Genomic DNA, 26,318 nt, shown 5'->3' with positions numbered 1-26,318 from the left:
CCGGTTATGAAGCCGGGGGTTTGTCGTATGGTAGGGCACATGGGTTTTCGTGCTTTCTCGTCGCCGTATGATTGGTCCCGTATTGCCGGCTTCAAGAAGACCGCCGCGTCCGTGCCCGGGGGCATGGCCGATCTGTCGGTCGGTTCCCCGGTTGACCCCGTTCCGCAATCCGTTCGTTCGGCGATGATCGAGTCGGTTGACGCCGCCAATGCGCATGGGTACCCCACCACCGCCGGCACCAAGGGGCTGCGCGACGCCATCGCCACATGGTTCCGCAACCTGCGCGGCGTGGATCTCGAAGCGATTGGCGCTGGCGTGGTGCCGACCGTCGGCTCCAAGGAAGGCGTGGCGCTTATGGCCTCGCTGCTGCACCTGGGGGAAGGTGACGTGGTGGTGCAGCCGCGCGTGTCGTACCCCACGTACGAGATCGGCACTCAACTGGCCGGCGCCACGGTGCTGAAAGTCGATGATGTGGCTGACGTCGAATCATGGCGTCATGTGCCGGGCGTGAAGGCCGTATGGGTGAATTCCCCGTCGAATCCTTCGGGCGAGGTGCTGGATGCCGACGGGCTGTCCGGCATTGTGTCCGCGGCGCGGGCGGTCGGGGCGACGGTGCTGTCCGACGAGTGCTATGCGCTGATGGATTGGCGTGAGGATTCATCTGCCGAGACCTCCAACGAACCCGCCTCCGAACATGCCTATTCGCTGAGCGCCACGCCCTGCGCCCTGTCCCCATTGGTGTGCGGTGGTTCAGCCGAAGGCGTGCTGGTGCTCTATTCGCTGTCGAAGCAGTCCAATATGGCCGGATATCGCACGGCTCTGATCGCCGGTGACGCTTCGCTGCTGCGCGAGATGGCCGAATACCGCAAGCAGATCGGCCAGATCATTCCCGGCCCGGTCCAGGCCGCCATGACTGCGGCGCTCAGGGACGTGGCGGCGGTGCACGAGCAGCGTGAACGGTATCGTCGCCGTCTTACGGAGCTGGTGAAGGCGCTGCGTGACAACGGTTATGACGCTGCCATGCCCGAGGGCGCGCTGTATGTGTGGGTGCGGGCCAAATCGGGCGACTGCTGGCGTGATATGGCCGTATTGGCTGAACTGGGCATCGTGCCGAGCCCCGGGGAGTTCTATTCGGCTCCCGAATATCTGCGCTTTGCCGTCACCGCGCCGGACGCGATGATCGATCTCGCCGCCGAACGTCTCACTGCCGCTGCGGGTCGGTGACCGCGGGCCCTTGGTCTAGAGTCCCAGGGACGCGGCGTTGCCGCCGAATCGACGCCGCACCGCGTCAATTGCCTGCTCGGCCTTGCTGAGACGCTGCGGTTTGGTGGTACCGGCCGTGGTGCCGTGCGGCCGCTCGACGGCTGCGTCGGCTTCGTCAAGCAAATCGATGAGCGAGGGCTGGACCACCGTGTCGCCCACGTTGCTCAAACCGCTCATGCTGATGCCGGCCAGACGAATGAGTTTTGGCAATTCGGTGCGGTCGTCGTTGAATGCGGGCCTGTGATTCATTCCCAGCATGTCCGAGAGCAGCGTCAGCGCCTCGGGCAGTATGGCGCTCGCCGTGTCCACCGGTTGGCCAAGCGTGCGGGATCTTGTTTGGTAGCTCAAATCCGCAAACCGCAGCTTCACGGTGACGGTTCGCGCCAGGAGTCCCCGCTGCCGCAGCGTGCTCGCCACGTCGTCGGCGGCCCATCGCAGCAGGTTGCTGATGGTGCGCCACGAGCTGGTGTCGTGACGCAAGGTGCGCTCCGCCCCTATGGATTTTGCCGGCGTGTACGGGGTGACGGTTCGCTCGTCGATTCCTCGCGCGGCCTGCCATAATCCATGTGCGGCCAGCGCGGATCCGGTGGCCCGGGCGAGCGAGGGCTCGTCCATGCGCGCCAGATCGGCCGCCGATGTCACGCCCCATGCATTGAGTTTTCGCTCCAGTGACGGGCCGATGCCGGGAATGCCCCGCAAAGGCATCATCTGTACGAATTCGGCGTGCCTTGCCAGCGGAATCAGCAGCATGCCGTCGGGTTTGGCGTTTGTGGATGCCATTTTCGCCACGAGTTTGTTGCCGGCGATGCCCACCGAACAGGTTACGTGGAAGCGTCGAGCCACCTCCTGGCGGATCCATGCGCCGATGCGGCTGGGGTGTTCCCACTGGGTCAGAGCCGCGGAGACGTCCATATACCCCTCGTCCACCGACACCTGTTCGATGCGATCGGTTATCTGTTCGAACACTTCGGTGAAGATGCGATGCGACTGTGCGCGGTAGTAGCGCATGTCGACCGGCAGAAATATGCCGTCGGGGCATAATTGCCTCGCCCGCGCCGAGGGCATGGCGGAGTTGATGCCGTATCGTCGCGCCTCGTAGCTTGCCGCCGACACCACCGAGCGCGGCCCAGTGCCGATGATCACCGGTTTGCCCGCGAGCTGCGGATGCCGCGCGACCTCGAGCGAGGCGTAGAAGGCGTCCATGTCGATATGCAGCACGGTGCATCCGGTTTCGTCGTGCCCCCAATCGCGTTTGGCGGCCTTCAGCCTTGGTGCGGTGCTCATACATCCATGGTAGGCGTATGGAGGATGCCGGAATGCCGGCGAACAAGAAAGCGGCGGGTTGATGTGTTCCGGCGCCTGCGTCGCCGGGGTTGCATGGATCGACGGTGGTAGCCTAGAGGCTTGTGAAACAAGCTGTGCTCGCTGTGATGAATCGTCTGCCGGTGTTCGTGATCGTGCTGTTCGAAGCCCTGGTCATGTATACGGCGACGTTGGTGGCCAAGCAGGCCTTCACCCAGTTGGATCCCCTGTATGCGGTGTGGTATCGCGTGGGGTTCTGCACACTGATGCTGCTGGCGTGGCGTCGTCCCTGGCGCGCCTCGGTCCGCTCGCATCTGCCCGGTACCGTCAGGGGGTGGCTGGTTGTCGTCGGCTGCGGCCTGTCGCTCACGATGATGAACACGATGTATTACGTGGCCATCGGCAATATCAATGTGGGTGTGGCCACCGCCATCGAATTCATCGGGCCGTTGTCCGTGGCGGTGCTGACCGGCAAGTCGTGGCGGGAGCGCGTCGGCATAGCGGTGGCGGCTTCCGGCATGGTGCTGTTGGCGGGTATGTCGCTGGTCCAGCCGACGGGCGGCACGTTTCTGGTCGGATTGATCGCCATTCTGGTGGGCGGTTCCATGTGGGGCGTGTATATCGTGCTCGGGCGCAAAGTCGCGTCCGGCGGCAACCCCCTCGACAACCTGAGTGTGAGCATGCTGGCCGGCTGGGCGGCGCAGTCGCTGGTGCTGGCTGTGCCGGCGGTGCGCCATACCGTGCATCCGAAGACCGGGGCGACATGGGCCGCGGGTGCTCACGGGATGTGGCTGCTGCTGGGCGTGCTACTGGTGGTTTCGTTGTGCGGCTCCTTCATTCCCTATGTCACCGATCAGATCGTGATGCGGCGGACCACATCCGGCGCGTTCTCCGTGATGCAGTCCGTCAATCCTGCCATGGCCGCCGTTGTCGCCCTGGTTTTCGGTGAAATTCCAACGATTTGGGATGTGCTGGGTATTCTGTTGGTGATTGTCGCCGTGATTATCACCTTTTCCGGCGATTCGAAGTCCGGGGAACTGGTACAATAAGTCTCTGTTGTGCTTTCTTGTATTGAAAGTTCACAGCTGGAGTGATGCCTGAGTGGCCGAAAGGGGCACCCTGCTAAGGTGTTAACTGCGTTAGCGGTTCGAGGGTTCGAATCCCTCTCACTCCGCCATACACCCGCCGTACTCTGCTAGCTTACGGTGGGTTTTTCTATGCCCAAAACCACTTGAGACAAGGCAGGGCTTTTCGGCTGTTTCAGCGCATTGCGGCCCGGTAGTGCCCGAAAGTATGCGCACTTTGGTTGGCCGCCGGCCTTCGCGGTGACCCGCCGGCCGTAGTGGCCGGCGCGGTACGCCTTGCGTCCGCCGGTTCGCTCGTAGCGCGAGGCGCTGGCGATCTCGTCGGCCTCCGCGTCAAGCATCCGGTTGACGATCTGCTCGACCTTCTCGCGCACCATCCGGTCGGGCCTGGACTCGAACATGGCCTGATCGAACTGCATGATTTCCGCGGGTCTGCTCCCGGTCTCTTTTTGTTCGCGGTTTTTATTGTTTGGCGACTGAAAATCGTACCAAGAACGGGCCATGTCCCTTTTCGTCAGAACCCGAAGCCCAAAGTGCGCAAACCAACGGGCGTTATCGAGAAGTGTTGGCGATTTCTCGGTCCCTAACGAGTCCGGCACCTTGTCGCCGGCCCCTGCCGCGCATTCGATATGTCGCGATGCGTTGGTGAATCGTCCCTTTGCCGATGAATAAAGAGGACGGAGGGTACGTCGTTGTCCGACCGTCCGTAGGCAATTTTATGGGTGGGCTCGCCGGTTGACAAAGAGAGCGCTAACAATGCTGCCGTAAGACGCTCTGACGAGTGTCGTAGCCGGTATTGTATTCGGTCGTAGCAGTTGTTCGATATGCTCAAGTCATTACGGCATAGGTCTGTCTGTTGGAGAAAAGGGCAAAGATATGGTTGGGTTCGGCAAACACGCCAGACACGGGTATCATACGGTGTCGCATTGGTTCGTCGCCTCGATCATCATTGCGCTGGTGCTCGCCATTACCGTGGTATCAGCCGGTGCATGGGCATATCTGTCTTCACGGCGCTCAACCCGCATGGTGGCTTCCGGTGAGGTTGCACAGAGCGCCGAGCTCGTTCGCGGTGACGCCGTGCCCGATCCGGTGCCCACGCATCATGGCAACTCCCCCGCCTGCCCGGACGTCGATTGCATCGCCATGCTCATCAACGGCGATCTGCTGTTCCATGAGCGACTGTGGAACAACTTCGCCGGGCCGAACACCTCTGCCACCGACGGTACGGCCTTCGACTTCGATCCGCTGTTCGAGCCCATGAAGCGCTATATCGCCGCATCTGACGTGTCGGTTTGCAATTTCGAGACGCCGGTGGCCAAACGCGGCGGTCCGTACAGTGCATATCCTGTATTCAATATTCCCCCCGAGGTGGTTGATGCCGCGGCCAATGTCGGCTATACCGCCTGCACCACCGCCACCAATCATTCATGGGATCAGGGTGCCCAAGGCATCGCCCGACTCACCGGCATGCTGGACGAGGCCGGCATCCTCCATACCGGTGCCTACACCGATGAGGCCTCGTCGATGAAGCCGATGGTGATCGACTCACCCACGGGCGGTGGCAAGATTTCCGTGATCGCTGGTACATCGTCATTGAACGGCTACACCGCCGACCCCGATTGGATGGTTGACCAATTGCGCGGCGTGGAGAGCCCCCATCATCAGTCCGATATCGATCGCGCGGTCGCCAAAGCGCAGACGGCGCGCAGCGAAGGCGCCGATGTGGTGGCCATTACACTGCATTCCATCGTCGAATACGTCGATTACGCCGACCCCTGGCAGATATCCGAAGCGCATGCGCTCGCCGATACCGGTGCCTTCGACCTAATCTTCGGCACGGGCAGCCACTCCGCCCAGCCGATCGAGTATTACAACGGCACATGGATCATCTACGGGTTGGGCAATGCGGTCACCGTCACCACCAGTATCAAGGGCCACGAATCCAACAACGAGGGCGTGACCATGCGCGTGCAGTTCGCGGGTAAGTCGGGGCAGGCTGACTCGTGGCGCGTTTCGCGCATCGATTGGCTTCCCACCGCATCCGAACGTCAGGGAACGTACACGTGGTGCCCAATGGCCGAGGACCATCCCGATGGCGTGTGCTGGAGCGAATCTGAAGATGCGCGCATCCATGAACGCATTCGCAGCGTACTGTACCGCAACAATCCCGACCCCAACGTCGTGCGTGAGTGGAAAATTACCCAAGAGTAGGACGTAATCGAATCAGGAGGAACCATATGACATTCGTTGATCTGCCTGCTGATGGCACCGAGCTGCCGCTGGTGACGCTGCCGAGCTGCGTGCCGGCTCTGCTGCCCGCCTATCGGGACCATCTGCCGCAGTTGCATGACGTGTGCCGGGTGCGTATGTATGATGATTCGATCACCGATGGCGAGGAGTTCCTGCGTCGTATCGGAGGGGCTCGTCTGGTGATCGTCGCGGGCTTCCATATCAGCGATGACGTATTGCGCCGGGCCGTCGGCAATGGCTTGGAATGTCTGGTGTTTTGCGGTACCGGCATCGCCAACTTCGTGAATGTGGCGCTCGCCGATGAATTGGGCGTCACCCTGTGCAATGCGGTTCGCTATGGTGACGCCGCGGTGGCTGAGCATACCATTGCGTTGCTGTTTGAGATTGCCCGCCGCGTCGGTTCGCAGAATCGGGATCTGCACCGTGGCGAATGGTTCTGCTCAAGCGGGCAATTGGAGCTCAACGGTCTGACGCTGGGATTGGTGGGGTTTGGCGGTGTCGCACAGGCGGTGGCCCGCATCGCCCGGGGGCTGGGCATGCGGGTGCAGGTGTGGTGCCGGCATCCACGGTCTGAAGTGCTTGATCGCTATCAGGCCACAGCCGTGTCTGCACTGGACGATCTGTTCGCGTCCAGCGATGTGGTCAGCCTGCATCTGGCGTTGAATGAGGCCACACGTGGCATGATCGGTTCACATGAACTCGATCTGTTGCATCCCGGCTCGATTCTGCTTAACACCGCGCGTGCGGAACTGATCGCCCCCGGGGCGTTCGAGCGGCGTATGCGTCGCGGTGATATCGAGGCCGGCGTGGACGTATTCGATCATGAGCCGCTTGACCCGGACGATCCGGTACTGCGGCTGGAACATGTGGTGGCCACGCCGCATACCGCATGGCGCACCACGCAGGCGCTTGACAATGTGGCCAGACAGAACGTCGACACCATCCGCGCCTTCTTCGCCGGTTCCCCGATTCATGTGGTGCGCTGATGCTCACACTGCTGGATCCCGCCGCCTCGCCGGCGCACGACGCGCTGGTGGAGAAGAAATCCGAATTCATCGGCGACGCCTGTCATGTCGATTCGCTTGAGGAGGCGCTTGAATTTGTTTCCTCGATCCGCGAACACCACCCCAAGGCTCGGCATGTGGCGTACGCCGCGGTATGCGGTGGCGCGGGTGGTCGCCTCTCCGAACGCATGAGCGACGACGGCGAGCCGTCCGGCACCGCAGGCAAGCCGATCCTCGACGTACTGCGCCAAGGCGGCCTTACCGATACGGCGATTGCCGTGACCCGGTATTTCGGCGGGATTCTGTTGGGCGCGGGCGGTTTGGTGCGCGCGTATTCCTCAGCCGCCTCGATGGCCGTGCGGGCGGGCCGCTTGGCGCGCATCGAGCCCTGTGTGCGATATGCGGTTACGCTCGATTATGCGCAGCTTGGAGGCTTGCAGCAGATTCTCGCCGCCGTCGACGGCATGCAGAGCGATGAGTCATATACCGATCGCGTCTCGATGGTGGCCCTGGTGCCCCAGGCCGGCGCTGATCGCTTTGAGACGACAGTGCGCGAGACGTTCAACGCCTCGGTTGCGCCGCAGCGACTGGACATGGTGAATCGACCGGTTGCATTGTCATGATGATCATGATCGAATGGCGATGGCAACAATCACATCAATAGGGAGGCTGGAAGGCATGGCGGAAGATACCGCAGCGAGCAGCGAACAGACGACGAATCAGACCGGTCAGGCTGAACAGGCCGGCCAATCCGGTCAGGCGGCGGAGGATTTTGAGCCGCTGACCGTAGCCTACGAGCATTTGCGTCATTGCGAGAACCCCGACGAATTGAGCCGTTTTGCGCGCACTCCATTGCCGGATCGCTCCGATCAGGCGGCTTTTTCGCGTGCCACCGCTTTGCTGGAAGCCGTGGCGGGCAATCCTCACACGCCGGTGGCCGATCGCATCTTTCTCGGTGAGACGATGCCGTTCCCGAACATTTTGGTGAAGCTGTCCGGTGACCCGGAACCCACGGTGCGCAGGGCCGTGGCGGGCAATACCGCCGACAAGAACTGGCTGGTCGGCAATCTGACGAAGGATCCGGATCCCGAGGTGCGCGACGCCGCGCTGATGAATCCCCGCACATCGTGGAAAATGAGATTGGAAGGCGCCCAGAATCCCGATGTGGATGCGCGGACCCTTGACTTTCTCGGCAAGCTCGGCGTGGAACTTGAGCCGGACGCCCCGGTGGTGCTCGCCTCGATGGTCCGTCGCGCCGTGGCCGTCAATCCGAATTGCTCGCCGGAGACCAAAGGTCGTCTGGCTGGCGACCCGCAGTCGGAGGTGGCGAGGCAGGCCGGAAAATAACCGGTGTGACACGCTGTGGATTCACGTCGCCGGGGCTAGACTGGCAGTATGACCGAGTATCAAGAATCGCGGGAACGCCTTGCACGCCCGCTTATCCGCCTCGCCAAGGCAGTCGGGGTGTCGACGTCCTATGTGGGCATGAGCGGCGATTACCATGAGATCGATGACGATGTGCTCGTGGCTGTGCTCAGATCGCTGGGCATTGACGCATCCAACGAGATGTCGATCGGGGCTTCCCTGAAGACGCTGCTTGACGATGAGCACCGTCGTCTGATCGCGCCTACAGTGCTGCATATCGAGGGTTCCGAATCCAAGGTGCTGGTGCATGCCGGTGTGTTCGACATCCCATCCGCCTCCATCACGCTGGAGGATGGCAATGAATATCAGGGCGAGCTGGCGCCGGATCGCGGTGACGGGTCGATCGCGTACTGGTTGGACGGTTCCTTCGTCACCACGTCGGCCATTGTGATTCCCGCGGATCTGCCGATCGGATATCACACGCTTCATGTCCGTGTGGGGGATCGCACCGAAGACGCCACCTTGATCAGCGCGCCGCGGCGCATTGAATTGCCCGGCGTCATGAACGATCGCCGCCTGTGGGGATGGATGGCCCAGCTGTATTCGATTCGCTCGCATGATTCGTGGGGCGTGGGCGACTTCGTCGATCTGAAATCCATGCTGGCAAGCGCCAAGGGCGGGACCGGCGCCGATTTTATGCTGATCAATCCGGTGCATGCCGCCGAGCCGGTCACTCCGCTGACGCCGTCTCCGTATCTGCCGGTTTCGCGGAATCTGCTGAACTTCACCTACGTTCGGCCCGAAGCGATTGAAGAGTACGGGCTGTTGGGAGAGGAATCCCGCGCGAAGGTGGACCGTTTGCATGATTCGGTGCGTTCGTTGAACGACGATACCGACCATATCGACCGCGACGCCATGTGGGCCGCGAAGATGCAGGCGCTGTGGATCATTTTCAAAGTCGGGCGTTCCCCGGAGCGGCAGGCGGCTTTCGACGCCTACAAGCAGTCCGCCGGGGAAAATCTCGAGGCATACGCCACCTGGTGCCTGGCCTATGACAAATGGGGCGCGCCGACGTCGGAACCGTCCTCGTGGATCTCGACCTGCACCCGTGATTCGCAGCCGGTCGTGGATCTGTGCAACCGATATCCGGACACGCTTGAGTTCTACCGCTGGATGGAATGGGTCGCCACCGAACAGTTCGGGACGGCTCAGCGCACCGCCCGCGAGGAGGGCATGGCCATCGGCATCATGGCCGATATGGCGGTCGGTTCGCATCCGTTGGGCGCTGACGTGTGGTGGAATCCCGAGCAGTACGCCAAGGGCGCGACCGTGGGCGCCCCTCCGGATATGTTCAACCAGCAGGGGCAGAACTGGAGTCAGCCCCCGCTTAATCCGATTACCTTGCAGCGGACCGGATATGAGGCGTATCGCGACATGGTGCATGGCATGTTCGCCCATGCCGGCGCCGTGCGCATCGACCATATACTCGGCTTGTTCCGTCTGTGGTGGATTCCCGCGGGCAGGAGCGCCAAGGACGGTACGTATGTGATGTACGATTCCGCTGTGATGCTGGCGATCCTGGCGATTGAGGCCACGCGGGCGGGCGGCGTGCTCGTGGGCGAGGACTTGGGCGTGGTGCCCGATTATGTGGCGTCGTCCCTGTCCGACCATGGCGTGCTGGGCTGCGCGGTGGAGTGGTTCGAGCAGTTCAACGGGACGTTCCGGGATCCCCGCCAATGGCGGGAGATGGCGCTGGCCTCGGTGGATGTGCATGATATGCCGCCATGCGCCGGCTATCTCAACTATGAGCACGTCAAGGTGCGCGCCGCGTTGCATCTGCTGGACGGTCCGGTTGAACGGTTCCAGGAGGATGCCGAACGCGAGCAGAAGGCCATGCTGCGCATGCTGGTCAACGGCGGGTTCATTCCCAGCGATTGGGCCGGCGACGTCCCCGGGCATGTCGGCGATATCGTCCGTGGCATGTATCGTGCGCTCACCGCGTCGCCGTGCAAGCTGCTGGCCGCGGCCATCGTCGACGGCGTGGGGGAGACCCGTACGCAGAATCAGCCGGGAACCGATAACGAGTATCCCAACTGGCGTGTGCCGCTGGCCGACGGCGAGGGGCGTCCCGTATATGCCGACGATCTGTTCGAGCGTGCGGATGTGCAGGATCTCGCGCGCATCCTCAACGCCTGACCATGCTGTGTTGCCTAATGTCAAGTCTGGCGATATAGTAGAGGATTGTTGTGTTTCCCTAAGGGGTCCTTCCAAAGCGCTTTCCCACTCGCCATCGAGGACTTTCAGGGAGCCCACGGATAAAGAGGTTCGGACCTTTCCGGATTGCGCGTTCTGACCAAACGCACGTCGGGCGGCGACGAACCCGGAACACAATGGACAAGAAAAGGTACAACAGTGAAGACTTTCACTCCGAAGCCAGCTGATCTGACTCATGACTGGTATATCGTCGACGCCACCGACGTGGTGCTTGGCCGCCTGGCCGCTCAGGTTGCCACGCTGCTGCGCGGCAAGAACAAGCCGACCTTCGCCCCCCACGCTGATTCCGGCAATTATGTGATCGTTATCAACGCGTCCAAGATTGCTCTGACCGGCGACAAGATGGGCAAGGAGCTCTACCAGCACTCTGGCCGTCCGGGTGGTCTGCGTCGCGACTCGTATGCCGAGCTGCTGCAGAACAATCCCGAGCGCATCATCACCAACGCCGTCAAGGGCATGCTGCCCAAGAATCGTCTGGCCAAGGTGCAGCTCGACCGTCTGCGCGTGTTCGCAGGCGAGGAGCATCCGCACACCGCCCAGAAGCCGCAGGTCTTCGAGATCGCTCAGGTCTCGCAGCAGGCTAAGTGAGAACCGAAGGGAGATAAGACATCATGGCTGACAACACCAACGACTCCGCGGTTCTCGAGACCGAAGAGGAGCTCACCAGCTACACCACCGAAACCAACGCCGGCGCTGGCACCGGCACTTCCGCGATCGAGCCGGGCTATGGCACCGGCCGTCGCAAGGAAGCCGTCGCTCGCGTTCGCCTGATTCCGGGCACTGGCAAGTGGACCATCAATGGTCGTTCCCTGGAGGAGTACTTCCCGTCCCGTCTGCACCAGCGTGAGGTGAATTCCCCGATCGTGCTGCTCAAGCTTGAGGGCAAGTTCGATGTGGTCGTCCTCGTCGATGGTGGTGGCGTGACCGGTCAGGCCGGCGCCATCCGTCTTGGCGTGGCCCGTGCTCTGAACGCCATCGATCGCGATGCCAACCGTGCCGCCCTGAAGAAGGCCGGCATGCTGACCCGCGATGCCCGCGTCGTGGAGCGCAAGAAGGCCGGCCTGCACAAGGCTCGTCGTGCGCCGCAGTTCTCCAAGCGTTAATGTCGTTTGGCTTTACTGCCGCCGGGAAACCCCGCCGCTTCTCCAAGAGCGGCGGGGTTTCCGCGTTTTTCTGCGGCTTTGCACCGTGCCCGGCTTCGGTCGGATATGAGGCAACGATGCCTGTCCCCGACCACGATGGTTCAGTAACTGTTCTGCCTGAACAGTGAAATCGATTGTGCCGGAATGGTCCATATGTTGTCTGCGGGCTGCCCGTCGGCTGGCGTCTTGTCGGCGGCATGGGCGGTCCCGCTGCTGTCTGGAATGGCGCTGATCCATACCGGGGCGGCGTCCGTATCGTCGATTCGCTCGACGTGTTCGCCGTGCCCTGGCGCGACGCCAATGATCTCGGTCGAGCACCATTGCGGCATCCAGATGCAGTCGCTTGGCATGCGGTATTGCATATCCATGTCGTTGCCGTTGATCACGATCAGCACATCGCACGAACTGTTGGACAGCAGCCGCATGGTGAAGGAGCGGATATTCGCGTTGAACCAGTCGTGTTCCAGCGGGGTGGTGCCATCCGGCAGGAACCATTGGACGCGGCTGGACTGCTTGAGCAGACCGATTTGCGTGAGTCGGGTGAAAAAGCCCTCTTGGTGGAACAGATCGAGCGATTTGCGGAGCGATATCAGTTTGGAGACCATTTCGAAGCGCTTTTGCTCCTGTGACGTGCGCGGCTGGTGCATCCATTCCCAGGGCAGCCATGTCAGTTCGTTGTCCTGGCAATAGGCGTTGTTGTTGCCGTGCTGCGTGTGGCCGAACTCGTCGCCCGCCAGCAGCATCGGCGTGCCCAGTCCAAGCAGCAGGGTGCCGAGCAGATTCATACCGGCGCGTTCGCGCAGGGTCTGGATGGTCATGTCGTCCGAGGGGCCCTCGACGCCGAAGTTGTACGAGTTATTGCTCGCGGAGCCGTCCTGGTTGTGCTCGCCGTTGGCCTCGTTGTGCTTGGTGTTGTACTCGGTCAGATCCTGCAGGGTGAAGCCGTCGTGCGAGGCGATGTAGTTGACTGATGCGGCGGCTCCGCGTCCCGGTTCGGTGGCGTATAGATCCGCCGAACCGCAGAGTCGGGTCGCCATCTCCTGCATGCCCACCTTGTCGGATGTGGTGCCGTGTGCGGCGTTGGCTGCGTTGACCAGCCAGAATTTACGGGTGGTGTCGCGGAAGAAGTCGTTCCATTCGGCGAAGGGCAGTCCGAATTGTCCGGTGCGCCAGCCCTGGTCGCCCAGATCCCACGGTTCCATGATGAGTTTGAGGTTCCCGAGGATCAGATCGCTGCGCAGGGCGTAGAGAAATGGGTGGTGCCGGGTGAAATCTCCCTCCAGCCGTCCCAGGCTGACGGCCAGATCGAATCTGAAGCCGTCGACGCCGATGCGCTTGGCCCAGTAGCGCAGCGAATCGACGGCGAAGGTCACTACGTGGGTGTTGGCGAAGTCGAGGGTATTGCCGCAGCCCGTTGTATCGATCATCTTGCCGATGTTGTTCTTGTCGCGCCGGTAGTACGAGATGTTGTCGAGCCCGCGCCAGCATACCGTCGGGCCGCCCATGCCGCCTTCGCAGGTATGGTTGTAGACCACGTCCATAATCACTTCGAAGCCTGCGGCGTGCAGGGATCTGACCATGTCGATGACCTCGCGCCTCACCGCTTCGGGGCCGGCCTCCTGCGCGACTCTGGTCGCATAGGACGGTTCGGGGGAGAAATAGCTGAGCGTGTTGTAGCCCCAGTAGTTGGTCTTCCCGCGGGATTTGAGGAAGATCTCGTCCTGTTTGGCCATGATGGGCATCAGTTCGATGGACGTGACGCCCAGGCTCTGCAGGTAGGCGAGGGTGGTCGGGTGCGCGAGCCCGGCGTATGTGCCGCGGAGCTCCTCGGGCAGCCACGGGGCGCATTTGGTGAAGCCCCTGACATGCAGCTCGTAGATCACCGTTTTGCTCCATGGGATATGCGGATGCGTGGGGTCGGCGTCGTGCTTGGTGACGTCGCGGTCGTCAATGGCGACTGAAAGCGGCGTGTGGCCCAGCGAATCGATGGTGCTCATCGTTCCGAACGCATTGCCGTGCACTTCGTCGTCGATGACGGTGCAGTCGTATGAGAAGGCCGCGCCGGTAAGCTCCATGCGCCCGTCCACCCCTTTGCCATACGGGTCGAGCAGGATTTTATACGGGTTGAAGCGCACGCCGTGTTTCGGGTCCCATTGCCCATCCACGCGGTAGCCGTATTTCATGCCGCTCCACGCCTTGGGAATGTGGACGTACCACAAACCGTAGTTGGGGCCTTCCATTTTGAAGAGGGTTTCACGGCAGTGCAGCGATTCGACAATGCGCGTGCATACCGGATACATGTGGATTTGCTCAGGGAACGGCACGGGTGAGTCGGTGAACAGCCGGATCGCCTGTGAGAAGAAGGCGCTTGGCTGGTCCAGCGGTTCTATGATGGACAGCCAGACTTGTTCGGCGGTTTCGGAACGCACTATCGCATCTGCTCCGCCGTCTTCGGTGAAGTAGAATCCGGGTCGGGTGGCATACCGATGCAGCGATAGGTTCTTCATGGCTCCATTGTAGATATGCGGTTTGTCCAACCGCATATTCCATCGACGTGACGGTGGACGAGACTGAGTGCGGCGCCGATGATGTGCTGATCGTCGAGGCAGCGGCTTTTGCGCAGTGAAAAGTCCGTGGAGGGGAAGGGGCTCAGCGCCTCCACGCGTTGCTTCAGATCCGCGATATCGTGGTCGTCGAGATATTGCGCGGCCTCGCCGCCGATGATGATGTCGCAGGCAAGCACCGAGCGGATATTCGCCACTGCCTGCGCCACATAATCCATCCACCGGTTGAAGCGTTTGCGATGTTCGCGTTCGCCCTGTTCGAGCACCGAGAAGAAGCCCGGCAGGCTTTCACCGTCTTCCATCAGCGTTTCCGGCGAGCAGACCGTGGCCATGCATCCGCGCTGGCCGCAGTAGCACTGTTCTCCTCCGGGAACGATCGTCATGTGCTCGATCATGCCGCTGCGGCGATTCGGGCCCTGGTGGAGCTGCCCGTCGATGATGACGGCGCCGCCTGGCCTGCGTTCCAGATACACGCATACCGCATCGGTGATCGGCGGGTTGAACCACAGTTCCGCCATTGCCGAGGCGTCGGTGTCGTGGATCATGGCCATTGGCATATGAATCCCCTGACTGAGTCGATCCAGTGTCAGGCCGGCGGTGCTGCCCGCGTCCCGCCCGAAGAGGATGCGCGAGCCGTCGGCCGACACGATGCCTCGAACGGAAAAGGCCGCTCCCAGTATGTGGCTGCCGTGTTGCCTCGCCACGGTGTCGGCGAATTCGGTGACCATCACCTCGAGCCGGCTGTAATAGGTGTCGTTGTCGCGGTAGGGGAGCGCTTTGGTCTGGCGTTTCACCGTCGTTCCACGCAGGTCGACGGCCGTCATGGTGATGCCGCCTCGTCGTGCGGCCACGCCGATGGCCACGCGCGCCGTGGGCTGTAGTTCGTAGGTTTGCGCCTTGCGTCCGCCGGTGGATTCCATGGGTGTGCCCCTGCCGATCAAACCTTCGGCTTCCAGTGCGTGGAGATTGGCGGTGATGGTGGGCAGGCTCAGTCCCAGTTCGCGCTCGAGCGTTTGTTTGGTTACGTTGTGATGCCGGTAGATGTATGCCATGATGGCATGGCGGTTCGTTGCTTTCAGGGCGGCGGATGGGGTCTTCATTGGCTTCCTTCCTTGGGGCGCTGCGGATTCGCTGTGCGGTTCGCGGTGGCGGGAATTTCCGTGCGGGGATTCGCGTGAGGGCGTTGCGCGTCGTTGAGTGTGCGCTGCGTGTGTGGCCGGTTGCGTCCCGGTTGTGCTTGCGCGCGCGGATTTGGTGGCGGGGAATGGTTTTCGGTGGGGGAGCGGTTTTATAAACAAGGATTATAAAACTTTCGCGCCGCCGCACTGATAAGTATGTTACTTTTACAAAAGTAATTCAAATAATGCCAATGCGGGCTTGTCAACTTCACTGTGGAAGTGAACAAAATGAACCAAAGAGGGGTAATTGTTGTCGAATTTAGAAGAAAGCTAACGTAATTCAATCAAAAAACGATCAGAATCTAACAAAAAATGCTCGACACGACAAATATCGACAAAACTTGTGAAGTTTCGATACATTGTGAGGTAGCTCACAAATCCATTGTGGCAAGGAAGCAATACGCACTTTGCATCAACCCCAAGCACTCGAGGAGGAATCCAAGTGGCAGAAGCAAAGAAGAAGGTCGACGAGGTCAAGCCCACCGCGGAGGAGAAGCGTGCCGCGGCCGAGGCCGAGGTAGACGCGCTGGTCCGCAAGGCGCAGGCCGCGCTTGACGAATTCGAGGGTTTTGATCAGCGGCAAATCGATCATATTGTGGCCAAGGCATCCGTCGCGGCCCTGAACAAGCATCTGGTGTTGGCGAAGATGGCGGTTGAGGAGACCGGTCGCGGTCTGGTGGAGGACAAGGCCACCAAGAACATCTTCGCGTGCGAGCACGTCACCCACTACATGGCCGGCCAGCGCACCGTCGGCATCATTCGCGAGGATGATGTCATGGGCATCGACGAGGTCGCCGAACCCGTCGGCGTGGTGGCCGGCGTCACCCCGGTGACGAATCCGACATCCACCGCGATCTTCAAGTCGCTGCTGGCGCTGAAGACCCGCTGCCCCATCGTGTTCGGCTTCCATCCGGGCGCGCAGAAGTCCTCCGTCGCGGCCGCGAAGATCGTTCGCGACGCGGCCGTCGAGGCCGGTGCCCCCGAAAACTGCATCCAGTGGATCGAACATCCCTCGATCGAGGCCACCGGCGCGCTGATGAAGCATCCGGGCGTGGCCACGATTCTCGCGACCGGCGGCCCCGGCATGGTCAAGGCTGCATACTCCTCCGGCAAGCCCGCCCTGGGCGTGGGTGCCGGCAATGCGCCCGCCTACGTGGACCGCGATGTGGACGTGGTGCGCGCCGCGAATGATCTGGTGCTGTCCAAGCACTTCGACTACGGCATGATCTGCGCCACCGAGCAGGCCATCATCGCCCACAAGGACGTGTATGCGCCGCTGGTCGCCGAGTTGAAGCGCCGCAAGGCATATTTCGTCGAGGGCGAGGAGAAGGCCAAGCTCGAGCAGTACATGTTCGGCTGCACCGCCGGCTCCGGGCAGAAGCCGGCGCTGAACTCCGTGGTGCCGGGCAAGTCGCCGCAGTTCCTGGCCAAGGCGGCGGGCTTCTCCGTGCCGGAGGACGCGACGATCCTGATCGCCGAATGCAAGGAGGTCTCCGACGACGAGCCTCTGACCCACGAGAAGCTCGCTCCGGTGCAGGCGATCCTCAAGGCCGACACCAAGGAGCAGGCCTTCGAGATGTGCGAGGCCATGCTCAAGCTCGGCGCCGGCCACACCGCCGCCATCCACACCAACAACCAGGATCTGGTGCGCGAATACGGCTTGCGCATGCACGCCTGCCGCATCATCTGGAACCAGCCCTCCTCGCTCGGCGGCATCGGCGACATCTACAACGCCATCGCCCCGTCGCTGACCCTTGGCTGCGGCTCCTACGGCGGCAACTCGGTGTCCGGCAACGTGCAGGCCGTCAATCTGATCAACATCAAGCGCATCGCTCGGAGGAACAACAACATGCAGTGGTTCAAGATCCCCGCCAAGACGTATTTCGAGCCGAACGCCATCAAGTACCTGCGCGACATGTACAACGTCGAGAGGGCCGTCATCGTGTGCGACAAGGTGATGGAGCAGCTTGGCGTCATCGACAAGGTGATCGATCAGCTACGGGCCCGTCCGAACCGCGTCACCTTCCGCATCATCGACTATGTCGAGCCGGAGCCTTCGGTCGAAACCGTCGAGAAGGGCGCCGCCATGATGCGCGACGAATTCGAGCCCGATACCATCATCGCAGTAGGCGGCGGCTCCCCGATGGATGCGGCCAAGATCATGTGGCTGCTCTATGAGCACCCGGAGATCTCCTTCTCCGATGTGCGCGAGAAGTTCTTCGACATCCGCAAGCGCGCGTTCCGCATCCCGCCGCTGGGCAAGAAGGCGAAGCTGGTGTGCGTGCCCACCTCCTCCGGCACCGGTTCCGAGGTCACGCCCTTCGCCGTGATCACCGATCACAAAACCGGCTACAAGTACCCGATCACCGATTACGCCCTGACTCCGTCCGTGGCGATCGTCGATCCGGTGCTGGCCCGTACGCAGCCGCGCAAGCTCGCGTCCGACGCCGGTTTCGACGCCCTGACCCACTCGATCGAGGCGTATGTGTCCGTGTATGCGAACGACTTCACCGACGGCATGGCTCTGCACGCCGCCAAGCTGATCTGGGACAACCTCGCGGAGTCCGTCAACGGCGAGCCGGGACTGGCCAAAACCGACGCGCAGGAGAAGATGCACAACGCCGCCACGATGGCGGGCATGGCCTTCGGGTCCGCGTTCCTCGGCATGTGCCACGGCATGGCCCACACCATCGGCGCCCTGTGTCACATCGCCCACGGTCGCACCAATTCGATCCTGCTGCCGTATGTGATTCGCTACAACGGTTCCGTTCCCGAGGAGCCCACCAGCTGGCCGAAGTACAACAAGTACGTCGCCCCGCAGCGCTATCAGGACATCGCCCGCAACATCGGTGTCGATCCGGGCGCCACTCCGGCCGAAGGCGTCGAGAACCTGGCACGCGCCATCGAGGACTACCGCGACAACAAGCTCGGCATGAACAAATCCTTCCGGGATTGCGGCGTGGACGAGGACTACTTCTGGGGCGTGCTCGACCAGATCGGCATGCGCGCCTACGAGGACCAGTGCACGCCCGCCAATCCGCGCGTCCCGATGATCAACGACATGAAGGACATCGCGGTCGCTGCCTACTATGGCGTTCCCCAGGAGGAGGGCCACAGGATCCGCGTCGAGCGCGAGGGGCTGGCCGCCACTGAAGAGGCCTCGCAGCGTTGAGCCGCATGAGGTAGTACTCCCAACCGTCTCGGCATGGGCCCGGATGCGGATTCGTCCGTATCCGGGTCTTCACGTATTGCCGTGCATCATCTATCGTTGAGGTCATGAACGAAATGCGTCCGACAGGTTTCAGCAGTCCGAAGTCGCCTCGCAAACTCGGGAGCAAAGCGTGGGTGCCTGATCAGCCGGGCGCATGGGTGATGGCCCTCCTCCCTCCGCTGGCGGGAATGGTCGCGGCGGGCTTGTCGTGGGACGCTCTCTGGCTGCTGACGGCATGGGCTTTGTGCTATTGCGTGCAGTACGTGTCGGCGCGCTGGGTCTCATCGCGTCTGAACCGCCGCTATCTGCCGCCGGTGCTGGCCTATGGCGCGGTGCTGGCGGTGGTCGGGCTCCCGTTCCTGGTAGTGCATTGGCGCATTGTCATGTGGGCGCCTTGGTATCTGGTGTTGTTCGGCGCCAGCCTTATAGCCGCGTATCGTCACTGTGAGCGCAGTCTGGTGAATAACGTGGTTGCGATCATCTCCTCCTGCACCATGTCGGGATTGGTCTATGGTTATGACGCCAACCCGGGTGATGATGCCTGGCCTTATATGGAATTGCGGGCGGTGTATCTTGCCGCGGCTTTCGCGTTGTTTCAGTTTGGCTCGGTACTGGTGGTCAAAACCATGATTCGTGAGCGCGGCAATCCCCGGTATCGCGTGGCTTCGGTGCTGTGGCATGCGATGATGCTGGTTGTTTGCACGGTGATGCTGTTCCATGCGCGGCAGGTGTCGAATGAGGCTTTGTGCGCACTGTGGTTTTTGTGGATTGTCTGTCTGTTGCTGCTGGTTCGCGCCTGCGTGCTGCCGTTGATTGACGCGCGGCATGGTTCCCGGCTGAAGCCGGTGGTGACGGGAATGGTCGAATTCGCGGCCAGTGTTCTGTCGGCGGTTGCTATCCTCGTCGTGTTCTGACTGATCGTTGCGTATATACGTATATGCATGTGCAGTGTCTGCGGCGGATGATTCTTTTGCCGCATTGCGGTTTTATACGGTTGTGCGTGCGTTGACGGCACGCGTCCACTGCGCTTCGTCTCTGGTATGCATCGGTCTCCTGCTGGTGACGGCGGAGTACAGTACGAATTATGTCCAAACCCGTTGCGCAAGCCATTGAACCCATTCGTAAGCATCAGGCCAATGTCCTCTATCAGCACGGCACGCTCGCCTTGTTGGTGCCCGGTCTGCTGGAGGGCACCACGACGATGGGGGAGCTGCTGCGGCATGGCGACACCGGCATTGGTACCGGTGAGGGTCTCGACGGTGAGATCATTGTGCTTGACGGCAAGGCGTGGAGAGTCGGTCGTGCCGGCAAGGTGGAGGCGGTGCCGGACGATTTCACGATGCCGTTTGCCACGATGCATCGCGCCGCGTTCCAATATCAGTGCGAGCGCAGGGATATCGGTCTTGAGTCGTTGAATGATCGCATCGTCGAGGCGAATGGCCGGGAGAACACCTTCTTCTCGGTGATGGTGCGTGGCACCTTCAGTTTTATGAAGACGCGGGCGGTGATCAAGCAGCAGGCGCCGTATCCCACACTTGAGGAGGTTGCCGACCGCCAGGCGATTTTCCTCGGGCAGGATGTCAAGGGCGTCATGCTCGGCTATTATTCGCCGATGATGTTCCATGGGGCTGCGGTTGCGGGATTCCATGAGCACTTTCTGGCGGATGACCATTCGATTGGTGGCCATGTGCTTGATGCGGTTCTTGATCGTGGCGAGATCTGGACGCAGGTGTTCGACACCCTGGTGCAGCATCTGCCGGTCGACAATCCCGAATACCGCAACCATGATTTCACCCACGACAATATTTCCGAAGCCATCACCAATGCTGAAGGCGACCGGGGCTAGCGTCTACTTAATTTGCCAAATTTGGCGGATCAGGTCACTGAGCCGGAAGATTTGGGCCGCTACTGTGCTGTTATGCCAAATTTGGCATAACTATATGTCGGTATATGGAGAATGCGGTAGCTTCGGAGGACGCGACCGCGGCACTCCCGCAAGATCCAGCTTGCGCTGAACCAGATGGGGCTGGCGGATCGCTTCGTCGTACCAAGTACGTACAAAGATGATTCGGTTGCTGAGCTGAAGATTGCTTTCGCGGCGTTTTTCCTCGAGCACGGCGTCGACGCTGTTTTGTTCGCCGAGCATATCGGCGTTGACATACTTTTCCCGCCCGTCGAATTCCAGAACGATGATCAGTCCATTGTCCAGATTCCAAGCAAAATCGACACGTCTTTCCTGCCCGGTAACTGGATCGACGAACCTCTGCTGCAATTGAGGACGTGCGTATCCCCACAGTATGAGCCATGCGCGGCAGATTGATTCGCCGCCACTCTCACTGAGCGGATTGGCGCGCGATAGCGTGAAACGTGCGCGCTCAATGCCTGCGCGCCGCCCCTGTTGGATTACGTGGTTCATAAGTGTGTCTGCATTCAGTGAATACAGTCGCATGGCGGCGTCGCAAATCGCCAGCGCTTGGGGGAAGGGTAGGCTTCTGGCGCAGTCGAATATGGTTTGGAGCAGTCCTGTGACTCTTATGCCCTTGCGTGTCACTGCATCGGGGTTGGGGATGTAGTGAAATCGGAGGTGCTTGCGGTTTCTGGAGCTGTTGGCGGTTGTTACGGCTATGTGCACGCTGTCATGCATGCGATAGGTGTCGTTCAGTCCCCATACCGCTGCCGCGCTGATCCAGCAAAGTATCCACGAAGGGTGCCTCGCTGACGTTGCGCGCAGAATATGCATGATGCGTTCGCGATAATCAAGTGACTGCCAGTATTGTGGACGTGCGAAAAGGTTGTGCCGCACGGCGAGCAGTTCGTTTGCCTCGGCTCTTCGTCGAGCGAGCTGACGCATCTGTGGTTGACGTGGCCATAGGCACATGGAGCGGTATTGCGCCTGGTTCAGGGCATTCTCAAGCGATGTGTTGCGTTTCATGCAATGACGATATCCGTAAGATGTCATGCGGGGAGGATGGGGCGGTTGTTGTGGCCGAATGGCGTGGTGTGGATAATTGTGCGCGCGTCGGGGCAAGTCCGCCATGCCAAGTCCGCCATGTCAAATTTGGCAGAATGGATTAATGAGTGGGCAGATATGAGCTCTTATTGCGCAGTTCTGCCAAATTTGGCGGAACCATGAGGGCGACACGCCCGGATTATTCCAGGGGCACCCCCGGTGCTTTAATAGTCAAGTTGCCTGTTTTGGGCTCGCAAATTGGAATTAAAAAAGCGAGCGCGGGTTGGAGCTTCACTCCAGAGCCGTGCACTGATGTGGTGTGGACCGCCAGAGGACGTATGTCCAAAGGAGGCCATGCGCGCCGGTGCCCAGAAAGCAGGTTGGTAATAGTAAACGAATCGCTAGAAAGGGCGGACGGCAATGGCGGGACAGAAAATCCGCATCAGGCTTAAGTCCTATGACCACGAGGTCATCGACCAATCGGCGAAGAAGATCGTCGAAACGGTGACGAACGCGGGCGCAACTGTTGTTGGCCCCGTTCCGCTGCCGACCGAGAAGAACGTGTTCTGCGTTATCCGTTCTCCTCATAAGTACAAGGATTCTCGCGAGCACTTCGAGATGCGCACTCACAAGCGCCTCATCGACATCGTGGACCCGACCCCCAAGGCCGTGGATTCCCTGATGCACATCGATCTGCCTGCGGATGTCAACATCGAGATCAAGCTGTAAGGAAGGAGGAGCCACTATGACTTCACAGCGTGGTAGCCACAAGGCTATGCTTGGCAAGAAGCTCGGTATGTCCCAGGTGTGGGACGAGAACGGCTTCTTCGTCCCCGTTACTCTGGTGGAGGTATCCACCAACGTCGTGACCGCCGTCAAGTCCGAGGAGACCGACGGTTACAAGGCCGTTCAGATTGGTTACGGCCAGATTGATCCCACCAAGGTGACCAAGCCTCTCGCTGGCCACTTTGCCAAGGCCGGTGTCACGCCGCGTCGCCACCTCGTTGAGGTGCGCACCGATGACGCCGAGACCTACGAGCCCGGTCAGGAAATCACCGCTGAGGTGTTCGCCGAGGGTTCCGAGGTCGACGTGACCGGCACCACCAAGGGCAAGGGCTTCGCCGGCACCATCAAGCGTTGGGGCTTCAAGTCCTACCGCCGCACCCATGGTTCCCACAAGAACGAACGTCGTCCCGGTTCTGTTGGCGCATGCGCCACCCCGAGCCGCATTCTGAAGGGCAAGCGCATGGCTGGCCGCATGGGCCACGTCACCGCAACCGTGCAGAACCTCAAGGTTGTGTCCTCCGACGCGGAGAATGGCGTGCTCGCCATCAAGGGTGCCATTCCGGGCCCGAAGGGCAGCATCGTTCTCGTCCGCACCGCAGTGAAGGGAGCCTGATAAGTCATGGCTAACATCGCTCTTAACATCACGGACGCCCAGGGCAAGGCCGCTGGCACGGTCGACGCCCCCGCTGAGCTCTTCGGCTTCTCCGCCGAGGAAGTTTCCGCTCATGTCCCGCTGATCCACCAGGTTGTCATTGCCCAGCTCGCCGCTGCTCGTCAGGGCACCCATGCCGTGAAGAACCGCTCCGCGGTCTCCGGCGGCGGCAAGAAGCCGTGGAAGCAGAAGGGCACCGGTCGCGCCCGCCAGGGTTCGATCCGCGCTCCCCAGTGGTACCACGGTGGCGTTGTCCACGGCCCGGTGCCGCGCGACTACTCCCAGCGCACCCCCAAGAAGATGAAGGCCGCGGCTCTGCGCTACGTCCTTTCCGATCGCGCCAATGCCGGTCGTCTTCACGTGGTTGACTTCGGCATCGCCGACACTCCTTCCACCAAGACCGCCGTTGCAGCCCTGGCTGTGACCGAGAACCGTTTCACCACGGTCGTCCTCTCCCGCGAAAACGTGAATGAATGGCTGTCTGTTCGTAACATTCCGACCGTTCACCCGATTTTCGCCGATCAGCTCAACACCTACGACGTGGTCACCGCGCAGGACGTCGTCTTCACCAAGGACGCCCTTGAGGCGTTCGTGGCCGCCAAGACCGAGCCTGCCGCCCAGACCAAGGAGGCCTGATCAATATGGCAGCTATCCACAACCCCGCTCACGACGTCATTCTCAAGCCCGTCGTTTCCGAGAAGAGCTACGCCAACTCGGACCGTGGCCAGTACACCTTCGTGGTGGCTGGTGACGCCAACAAGGTCCAGATCAAGCAGGCCATCGAGCAGATCTTCAAGGTGAAGGTGACGAACGTCAACACCCTCAACCGCGCTGGCAAGAAGCAGCGCACCCGCACCGGTTTCGGTCAGCGCGTCAATCAGAAGCGTGCCATCGTGACCGTTGCCGAGGGTCAGTCCATCGACATCTTCGGCAACTGAAGGCTAGCCGAGAAAAGTTAAAGGAAGAACTACATTATGGCTATCCGCGTTTATAAGCCGACGACTGCAGGCCGCCGCAACGCGTCCGTCTCGGATTTCTCCGAGCTTACGCGTTCCACGCCTGAGAAGTCGCTGGTTCGCAAGCTGTCCAAGACCGGCGGTCGCAACTCCTACGGTCGTATGACCTCCCGCCATCGCGGCGGCGGTCACAAGCGCCAGTACCGTCTCATCGATTTCAAGCGTTGGGACAAGGACGGCGTGCCCGCAACCGTGGCCGAGATCGAGTACGATCCGAACCGCTCCGCCCGCATCGCCCTGCTGCACTATGCAGACGGCGAGAAGCGCTACATCGTTGCGCCGAAGGGCATCAAGCAGGGCGATCGCATCGAAACCGGCGAGAAGGCTGATATCAAGCCTGGCAACAACCTGCCGCTCAAGAACATCCCGACCGGTACCGTGGTGCACGCCATCGAGCTCCGCCCGCTGGGCGGCGCGAAGATCGCTCGTTCCGCCGGTGCCGCCGTTCAGCTCGTCGCCAAGGATGGCGCCTACGCCCAGCTGCGTATGCCGTCCGGCGAAATCCGCAACGTCGATGCCCGTTGCCGCGCCACCATCGGTGAGGTCGGCAATGAGGATCACGCCAACATTCAGCTCGGCAAGGCTGGTCGCGCCCGTTGGATCGGCAAGCGCCCGGTCACCCGTGGTGAATCCATGAACCCGGTCGATCATCCGCATGGTGGTCGTACCCGCGGTGGTAAGCCGCCGGTGTCGCCTTGGGGCAAGGGTGAGGTTCGTACTCGTCGTCCGAAGAAGGCTTCGAACAAGATGATTGTTCGTCGTCGTCCGAATGGTAAGAACCGCAAGTAAGGGAGTATCGAGAAGATGACTCGTAGCATCAAGAAGGGCCCCTTCGTCGACGCCCACTTGCAGAAGAAAGTCGATGAGCAGAACGAGAAGGGCACTAAGAACGTCATTAAGACGTGGTCCCGTCGTTCGATGATCACCCCCGACTTCATTGGTCACACCTTCGCTGTGCATGATGGTCGCAAGCATGTCCCGGTGTTCGTCACCGAGGCAATGGTTGGCCACAAGCTCGGTGAGTTCGCCCCGACCAAGACCTTCAAGGGTCATGTGAAGGACGACAAGAAGGCTCGCCGCTAAGGACAAGGAAAGAACACATGGAAGCTAAAGCTATCGCTCGTCACGTCCGCGTGACGCCGCGCAAGGCTCGCCGTATGGTCGACCTTATCCGCGGTAAGAAGGCCACTGAGGCCATCACCATCCTGAAGTTCGCGCCTCAGGCCGCCGCCGTCCCGGTGCGCAAGGTTCTTGAGAGCGCCATCGCGAACGCCCGCGTCAAGGCCGACAAGGCCAACGAGCCGTTCCGCGAGAACGATCTGGTCATCAAGGAGACCTACGTCGATGAGGGCGTGAACATGAAGCGTTTCCGCGCTCGTGCTCAGGGCCGTGCCGCTCGTATCAACAAGCGCACCTCCCATATCACCGTGATCGTCGCCAACAAGGAAGGAGCCCGCTAAAGATGGGTCAGAAGATCAATCCCTTTGGCTACCGTCTGGGCATCACCGAGAACCATCGTTCCAAGTGGTTCTCTGATTCCGTCAAGGCAGGCGAACGCTACCGTGACTTCGTCCTCGAGGACGATCAGATCCGCAAGGCCATGAGCAAGGATCTGGAGCGCGCAGGCGTTTCCAAGATCGTCATCGAGCGTACTCGTGACCGCGTTCGCGTGGATATCCACACCGCGCGCCCGGGCATCGTCATCGGCCGTCGCGGTGCGGAGGCCGAGCGTGTTCGCGCCAAGCTCGAGAAGCTGACCGGCAAGCAGGTTCAGCTCAACATCTTCGAAGTCAAGAACGCCGCGCTGGACGCCCAGCTCGTCGCTCAGGGCATCGCTGAGCAGCTGACCAACCGCGTCACCTTCCGTCGCGCCATGCGCAAGGCGCAGCAGGATGCCATGCGCGCCGGCGCCAAGGGTATTCGTATCAAGCTCTCCGGCCGTCTTGGCGGTGCGGAGATGAGCCGTTCGGAGTTCTATCGCGAGGGTCGCGTTCCGCTGCAGACCCTGCGCGCCCTGATTGATTACGGCTTCTTTGAGGCCAGGACCACCTACGGCCGCATCGGCGTGAAGGTGTGGATCTACAAGGGCGATATGACCGAGCGTGAGTTCGAAGAGCAGCAGGCTCAGCAGAACAACCGTCCTGGCCGTCGCGGCGATCGTGATCGTCGCCCGCGCCGTGGCAACCGTTCCGCAGAGGCCGCCCAGCGTCAGACCGCAGCCCAGCAGGCTCCGGCCGCCGCCGAGGCACCTGCCGCCACGGAAGTGAAGGAGTGAG

General features: G+C 61.3%; 24 protein-coding genes, 1 tRNA gene and 1 pseudogene. 21 read left to right on the top strand and 5 right to left on the bottom strand.

The window, feature by feature from the left end; all coding sequences use genetic code 11:
- Nucleotides 1-39 precede the first annotated feature (39 nt).
- Nucleotides 40-1,224 carry a succinyldiaminopimelate transaminase gene (gene dapC, locus B2994_RS04485; RefSeq protein WP_291527175.1) on the top strand — a complete coding sequence of 395 codons (1,185 nt, stop codon included), beginning with the start codon at nucleotides 40-42 and terminating at the stop codon, nucleotides 1,222-1,224.
- A gap of 15 nt (nucleotides 1,225-1,239) precedes the next feature.
- On the opposite strand, the gene dinB is transcribed toward dapC, so the two are convergent.
- Nucleotides 1,240-2,547 carry a DNA polymerase IV gene (dinB, locus tag B2994_RS04480; protein WP_291527174.1) on the bottom strand — a complete coding sequence of 436 codons (1,308 nt, stop codon included), beginning with the start codon at nucleotides 2,545-2,547 and terminating at the stop codon, nucleotides 1,240-1,242.
- Between the two features lie 122 nt (nucleotides 2,548-2,669).
- Between dinB and B2994_RS04475 the strand changes: the two genes are divergently transcribed.
- Both B2994_RS04475 and B2994_RS04470 read left to right on the top strand, forming a co-directional pair.
- The gene (locus B2994_RS04475; protein WP_291527173.1) at nucleotides 2,670-3,614 is read left to right on the top strand and encodes an EamA family transporter; all 945 of its coding nucleotides are present in this window, start codon (nucleotides 2,670-2,672) and stop codon (nucleotides 3,612-3,614) included.
- A gap of 38 nt (nucleotides 3,615-3,652) precedes the next feature.
- Nucleotides 3,653-3,742 (top strand) — tRNA-Ser (locus B2994_RS04470).
- A gap of 72 nt (nucleotides 3,743-3,814) precedes the next feature.
- Here B2994_RS04470 and B2994_RS04465 read toward each other — a convergent pair.
- Nucleotides 3,815-4,069: pseudogene (locus B2994_RS04465) on the bottom strand (transposase); the annotation flags it as partial.
- A gap of 457 nt (nucleotides 4,070-4,526) precedes the next feature.
- On the opposite strand from B2994_RS04465, the gene B2994_RS04460 reads away from it, so the two are divergent.
- The 7 genes from B2994_RS04460 (at nucleotide 4,527) to rpsI (ending at nucleotide 11,646) form a co-directional block, all read left to right on the top strand.
- Nucleotides 4,527-5,861 (top strand): CapA family protein, encoded by a 1,335-nt coding sequence (locus tag B2994_RS04460; protein ID WP_291527172.1) that lies wholly within the window; start codon nucleotides 4,527-4,529, stop codon nucleotides 5,859-5,861.
- A 26-nt stretch (nucleotides 5,862-5,887) separates the two neighbouring features.
- Entirely contained in the window at nucleotides 5,888-6,886 is a 999-nt protein-coding gene (locus tag B2994_RS04455) for an NAD(P)-dependent oxidoreductase (protein ID WP_291527171.1), read from the top strand.
- Nucleotides 6,886-7,527, top strand: coding sequence for an IMPACT family protein (locus B2994_RS04450; RefSeq protein WP_291527170.1), 642 nt, complete (start codon nucleotides 6,886-6,888; stop codon nucleotides 7,525-7,527). Before B2994_RS04455 ends, B2994_RS04450 begins: the two co-directional genes overlap by 1 nt.
- A gap of 55 nt (nucleotides 7,528-7,582) precedes the next feature.
- Nucleotides 7,583-8,251 (top strand): AbrB family transcriptional regulator, encoded by a 669-nt coding sequence (locus B2994_RS04445; protein WP_291527169.1) that lies wholly within the window; start codon nucleotides 7,583-7,585, stop codon nucleotides 8,249-8,251.
- A 48-nt stretch (nucleotides 8,252-8,299) separates the two neighbouring features.
- Nucleotides 8,300-10,465 carry a 4-alpha-glucanotransferase gene (malQ, locus tag B2994_RS04440; RefSeq protein ID WP_291527168.1) on the top strand — a complete coding sequence of 722 codons (2,166 nt, stop codon included), beginning with the start codon at nucleotides 8,300-8,302 and terminating at the stop codon, nucleotides 10,463-10,465.
- A gap of 216 nt (nucleotides 10,466-10,681) precedes the next feature.
- On the top strand, nucleotides 10,682-11,131 hold the full coding sequence (rplM, locus tag B2994_RS04435; protein ID WP_291527167.1) for a 50S ribosomal protein L13: 450 nt from the start codon (nucleotides 10,682-10,684) through the stop codon (nucleotides 11,129-11,131).
- Nucleotides 11,132-11,154: 23 nt separating this feature from the next.
- Entirely contained in the window at nucleotides 11,155-11,646 is a 492-nt protein-coding gene (gene rpsI / locus B2994_RS04430) for a 30S ribosomal protein S9 (RefSeq protein ID WP_291527166.1), read from the top strand.
- Nucleotides 11,647-11,786: 140 nt separating this feature from the next.
- On the opposite strand, the gene glgX is transcribed toward rpsI, so the two are convergent.
- Both glgX and B2994_RS04420 read right to left on the bottom strand, forming a co-directional pair.
- Nucleotides 11,787-14,192: a glycogen debranching protein GlgX gene (glgX, locus tag B2994_RS04425; RefSeq protein WP_291527165.1), complete on the bottom strand. Its 2,406-nt coding sequence runs from the start codon at nucleotides 14,190-14,192 to the stop codon at nucleotides 11,787-11,789.
- The gene (locus B2994_RS04420; protein WP_291527164.1) at nucleotides 14,189-15,349 is read right to left on the bottom strand and encodes an ROK family transcriptional regulator; all 1,161 of its coding nucleotides are present in this window, start codon (nucleotides 15,347-15,349) and stop codon (nucleotides 14,189-14,191) included. Before B2994_RS04420 ends, glgX begins: the two co-directional genes overlap by 4 nt.
- Nucleotides 15,350-15,869: 520 nt before the next feature.
- Between B2994_RS04420 and adhE the strand changes: the two genes are divergently transcribed.
- The 3 genes from adhE to budA all read left to right on the top strand — a co-directional run bounded on the left by adhE (nucleotide 15,870) and on the right by budA (nucleotide 20,484).
- Nucleotides 15,870-18,599, top strand: a complete 2,730-nt coding sequence (gene adhE / locus B2994_RS04415) for a bifunctional acetaldehyde-CoA/alcohol dehydrogenase (RefSeq protein ID WP_291527163.1) — start codon at nucleotides 15,870-15,872, stop codon at nucleotides 18,597-18,599.
- A 104-nt stretch (nucleotides 18,600-18,703) separates the two neighbouring features.
- Nucleotides 18,704-19,552 carry a YwiC-like family protein gene (locus B2994_RS04410; protein WP_291527162.1) on the top strand — a complete coding sequence of 283 codons (849 nt, stop codon included), beginning with the start codon at nucleotides 18,704-18,706 and terminating at the stop codon, nucleotides 19,550-19,552.
- A 170-nt stretch (nucleotides 19,553-19,722) separates the two neighbouring features.
- Entirely contained in the window at nucleotides 19,723-20,484 is a 762-nt protein-coding gene (gene budA, locus B2994_RS04405; protein WP_291527161.1) for an acetolactate decarboxylase, read from the top strand.
- A gap of 90 nt (nucleotides 20,485-20,574) precedes the next feature.
- Here the strand turns inward: budA and B2994_RS04400 are convergent, their stop codons facing one another.
- Complete coding sequence (locus B2994_RS04400; RefSeq protein ID WP_291527160.1) at nucleotides 20,575-21,570, bottom strand: type IV toxin-antitoxin system AbiEi family antitoxin domain-containing protein; 996 nt, start codon at nucleotides 21,568-21,570, stop codon at nucleotides 20,575-20,577.
- 438 nt (nucleotides 21,571-22,008) lie between these two features.
- Between B2994_RS04400 and rpsJ the strand changes: the two genes are divergently transcribed.
- The 8 genes from rpsJ to rpsC are packed head-to-tail and all read left to right on the top strand — an operon-like array spanning nucleotide 22,009 to nucleotide 26,317.
- The gene (gene rpsJ / locus B2994_RS04395) at nucleotides 22,009-22,317 is read left to right on the top strand and encodes a 30S ribosomal protein S10 (protein WP_003827292.1); all 309 of its coding nucleotides are present in this window, start codon (nucleotides 22,009-22,011) and stop codon (nucleotides 22,315-22,317) included.
- Nucleotides 22,318-22,333: 16 nt separating this feature from the next.
- Complete coding sequence (gene rplC / locus B2994_RS04390) at nucleotides 22,334-22,987, top strand: 50S ribosomal protein L3 (RefSeq protein ID WP_291527159.1); 654 nt, start codon at nucleotides 22,334-22,336, stop codon at nucleotides 22,985-22,987.
- A 6-nt stretch (nucleotides 22,988-22,993) separates the two neighbouring features.
- On the top strand, nucleotides 22,994-23,662 hold the full coding sequence (rplD, locus tag B2994_RS04385; RefSeq protein ID WP_291527158.1) for a 50S ribosomal protein L4: 669 nt from the start codon (nucleotides 22,994-22,996) through the stop codon (nucleotides 23,660-23,662).
- 5 nt (nucleotides 23,663-23,667) lie between these two features.
- Complete coding sequence (rplW, locus tag B2994_RS04380; RefSeq protein WP_291527157.1) at nucleotides 23,668-23,964, top strand: 50S ribosomal protein L23; 297 nt, start codon at nucleotides 23,668-23,670, stop codon at nucleotides 23,962-23,964.
- A gap of 36 nt (nucleotides 23,965-24,000) precedes the next feature.
- Nucleotides 24,001-24,831, top strand: a complete 831-nt coding sequence (rplB, locus tag B2994_RS04375; protein WP_291527156.1) for a 50S ribosomal protein L2 — start codon at nucleotides 24,001-24,003, stop codon at nucleotides 24,829-24,831.
- 15 nt (nucleotides 24,832-24,846) lie between these two features.
- Nucleotides 24,847-25,125: a 30S ribosomal protein S19 gene (rpsS, locus tag B2994_RS04370; protein WP_003814508.1), complete on the top strand. Its 279-nt coding sequence runs from the start codon at nucleotides 24,847-24,849 to the stop codon at nucleotides 25,123-25,125.
- 17 nt (nucleotides 25,126-25,142) lie between these two features.
- Entirely contained in the window at nucleotides 25,143-25,502 is a 360-nt protein-coding gene (gene rplV, locus B2994_RS04365; RefSeq protein ID WP_291527155.1) for a 50S ribosomal protein L22, read from the top strand.
- Between the two features lie 2 nt (nucleotides 25,503-25,504).
- The gene (rpsC, locus tag B2994_RS04360) at nucleotides 25,505-26,317 is read left to right on the top strand and encodes a 30S ribosomal protein S3 (RefSeq protein WP_291527154.1); all 813 of its coding nucleotides are present in this window, start codon (nucleotides 25,505-25,507) and stop codon (nucleotides 26,315-26,317) included.
- Nucleotide 26,318: the final 1 nt, after the last annotated feature.

The sequence above is a fragment of the Bifidobacterium sp. UBA744 genome, from assembly GCA_002298605.1.
Classification (GTDB): Bacteria; Actinomycetota; Actinomycetes; order Actinomycetales; family Bifidobacteriaceae; genus Bifidobacterium.
Note: the sequence above shows the minus strand (reverse complement) of the source record. Positions and strands in the feature narration are given on the sequence as shown.

What these genes read in the sequence shown, in the direction of transcription:
- dapC (WP_291527175.1), top strand. Translation starts at nt 40, where the DNA reads ATGGGTTTTCGTGCTTTCTCGTCGCCGTATGATTGGTCCCGTATTGCC.
- dinB (WP_291527174.1), bottom strand. Translation starts at nt 2,547, where the DNA reads ATGAGCACCGCACCAAGGCTGAAGGCCGCCAAACGCGATTGGGGGCAC.
- B2994_RS04460 (WP_291527172.1), top strand. Translation starts at nt 4,527, where the DNA reads ATGGTTGGGTTCGGCAAACACGCCAGACACGGGTATCATACGGTGTCG.
- B2994_RS04455 (WP_291527171.1), top strand. Translation starts at nt 5,888, where the DNA reads ATGACATTCGTTGATCTGCCTGCTGATGGCACCGAGCTGCCGCTGGTG.
- B2994_RS04450 (WP_291527170.1), top strand. Translation starts at nt 6,886, where the DNA reads ATGCTCACACTGCTGGATCCCGCCGCCTCGCCGGCGCACGACGCGCTG.
- B2994_RS04445 (WP_291527169.1), top strand. Translation starts at nt 7,583, where the DNA reads ATGGCGGAAGATACCGCAGCGAGCAGCGAACAGACGACGAATCAGACC.
- malQ (WP_291527168.1), top strand. Translation starts at nt 8,300, where the DNA reads ATGACCGAGTATCAAGAATCGCGGGAACGCCTTGCACGCCCGCTTATC.
- rpsI (WP_291527166.1), top strand. Translation starts at nt 11,155, where the DNA reads ATGGCTGACAACACCAACGACTCCGCGGTTCTCGAGACCGAAGAGGAG.
- glgX (WP_291527165.1), bottom strand. Translation starts at nt 14,192, where the DNA reads ATGAAGAACCTATCGCTGCATCGGTATGCCACCCGACCCGGATTCTAC.
- B2994_RS04420 (WP_291527164.1), bottom strand. Translation starts at nt 15,349, where the DNA reads ATGAAGACCCCATCCGCCGCCCTGAAAGCAACGAACCGCCATGCCATC.
- B2994_RS04410 (WP_291527162.1), top strand. Translation starts at nt 18,704, where the DNA reads ATGAACGAAATGCGTCCGACAGGTTTCAGCAGTCCGAAGTCGCCTCGC.
- budA (WP_291527161.1), top strand. Translation starts at nt 19,723, where the DNA reads ATGTCCAAACCCGTTGCGCAAGCCATTGAACCCATTCGTAAGCATCAG.
- B2994_RS04400 (WP_291527160.1), bottom strand. Translation starts at nt 21,570, where the DNA reads ATGAAACGCAACACATCGCTTGAGAATGCCCTGAACCAGGCGCAATAC.
- rpsJ (WP_003827292.1), top strand. Translation starts at nt 22,009, where the DNA reads ATGGCGGGACAGAAAATCCGCATCAGGCTTAAGTCCTATGACCACGAG.
- rplC (WP_291527159.1), top strand. Translation starts at nt 22,334, where the DNA reads ATGACTTCACAGCGTGGTAGCCACAAGGCTATGCTTGGCAAGAAGCTC.
- rplD (WP_291527158.1), top strand. Translation starts at nt 22,994, where the DNA reads ATGGCTAACATCGCTCTTAACATCACGGACGCCCAGGGCAAGGCCGCT.
- rplW (WP_291527157.1), top strand. Translation starts at nt 23,668, where the DNA reads ATGGCAGCTATCCACAACCCCGCTCACGACGTCATTCTCAAGCCCGTC.
- rplB (WP_291527156.1), top strand. Translation starts at nt 24,001, where the DNA reads ATGGCTATCCGCGTTTATAAGCCGACGACTGCAGGCCGCCGCAACGCG.
- rpsS (WP_003814508.1), top strand. Translation starts at nt 24,847, where the DNA reads ATGACTCGTAGCATCAAGAAGGGCCCCTTCGTCGACGCCCACTTGCAG.
- rplV (WP_291527155.1), top strand. Translation starts at nt 25,143, where the DNA reads ATGGAAGCTAAAGCTATCGCTCGTCACGTCCGCGTGACGCCGCGCAAG.
- rpsC (WP_291527154.1), top strand. Translation starts at nt 25,505, where the DNA reads ATGGGTCAGAAGATCAATCCCTTTGGCTACCGTCTGGGCATCACCGAG.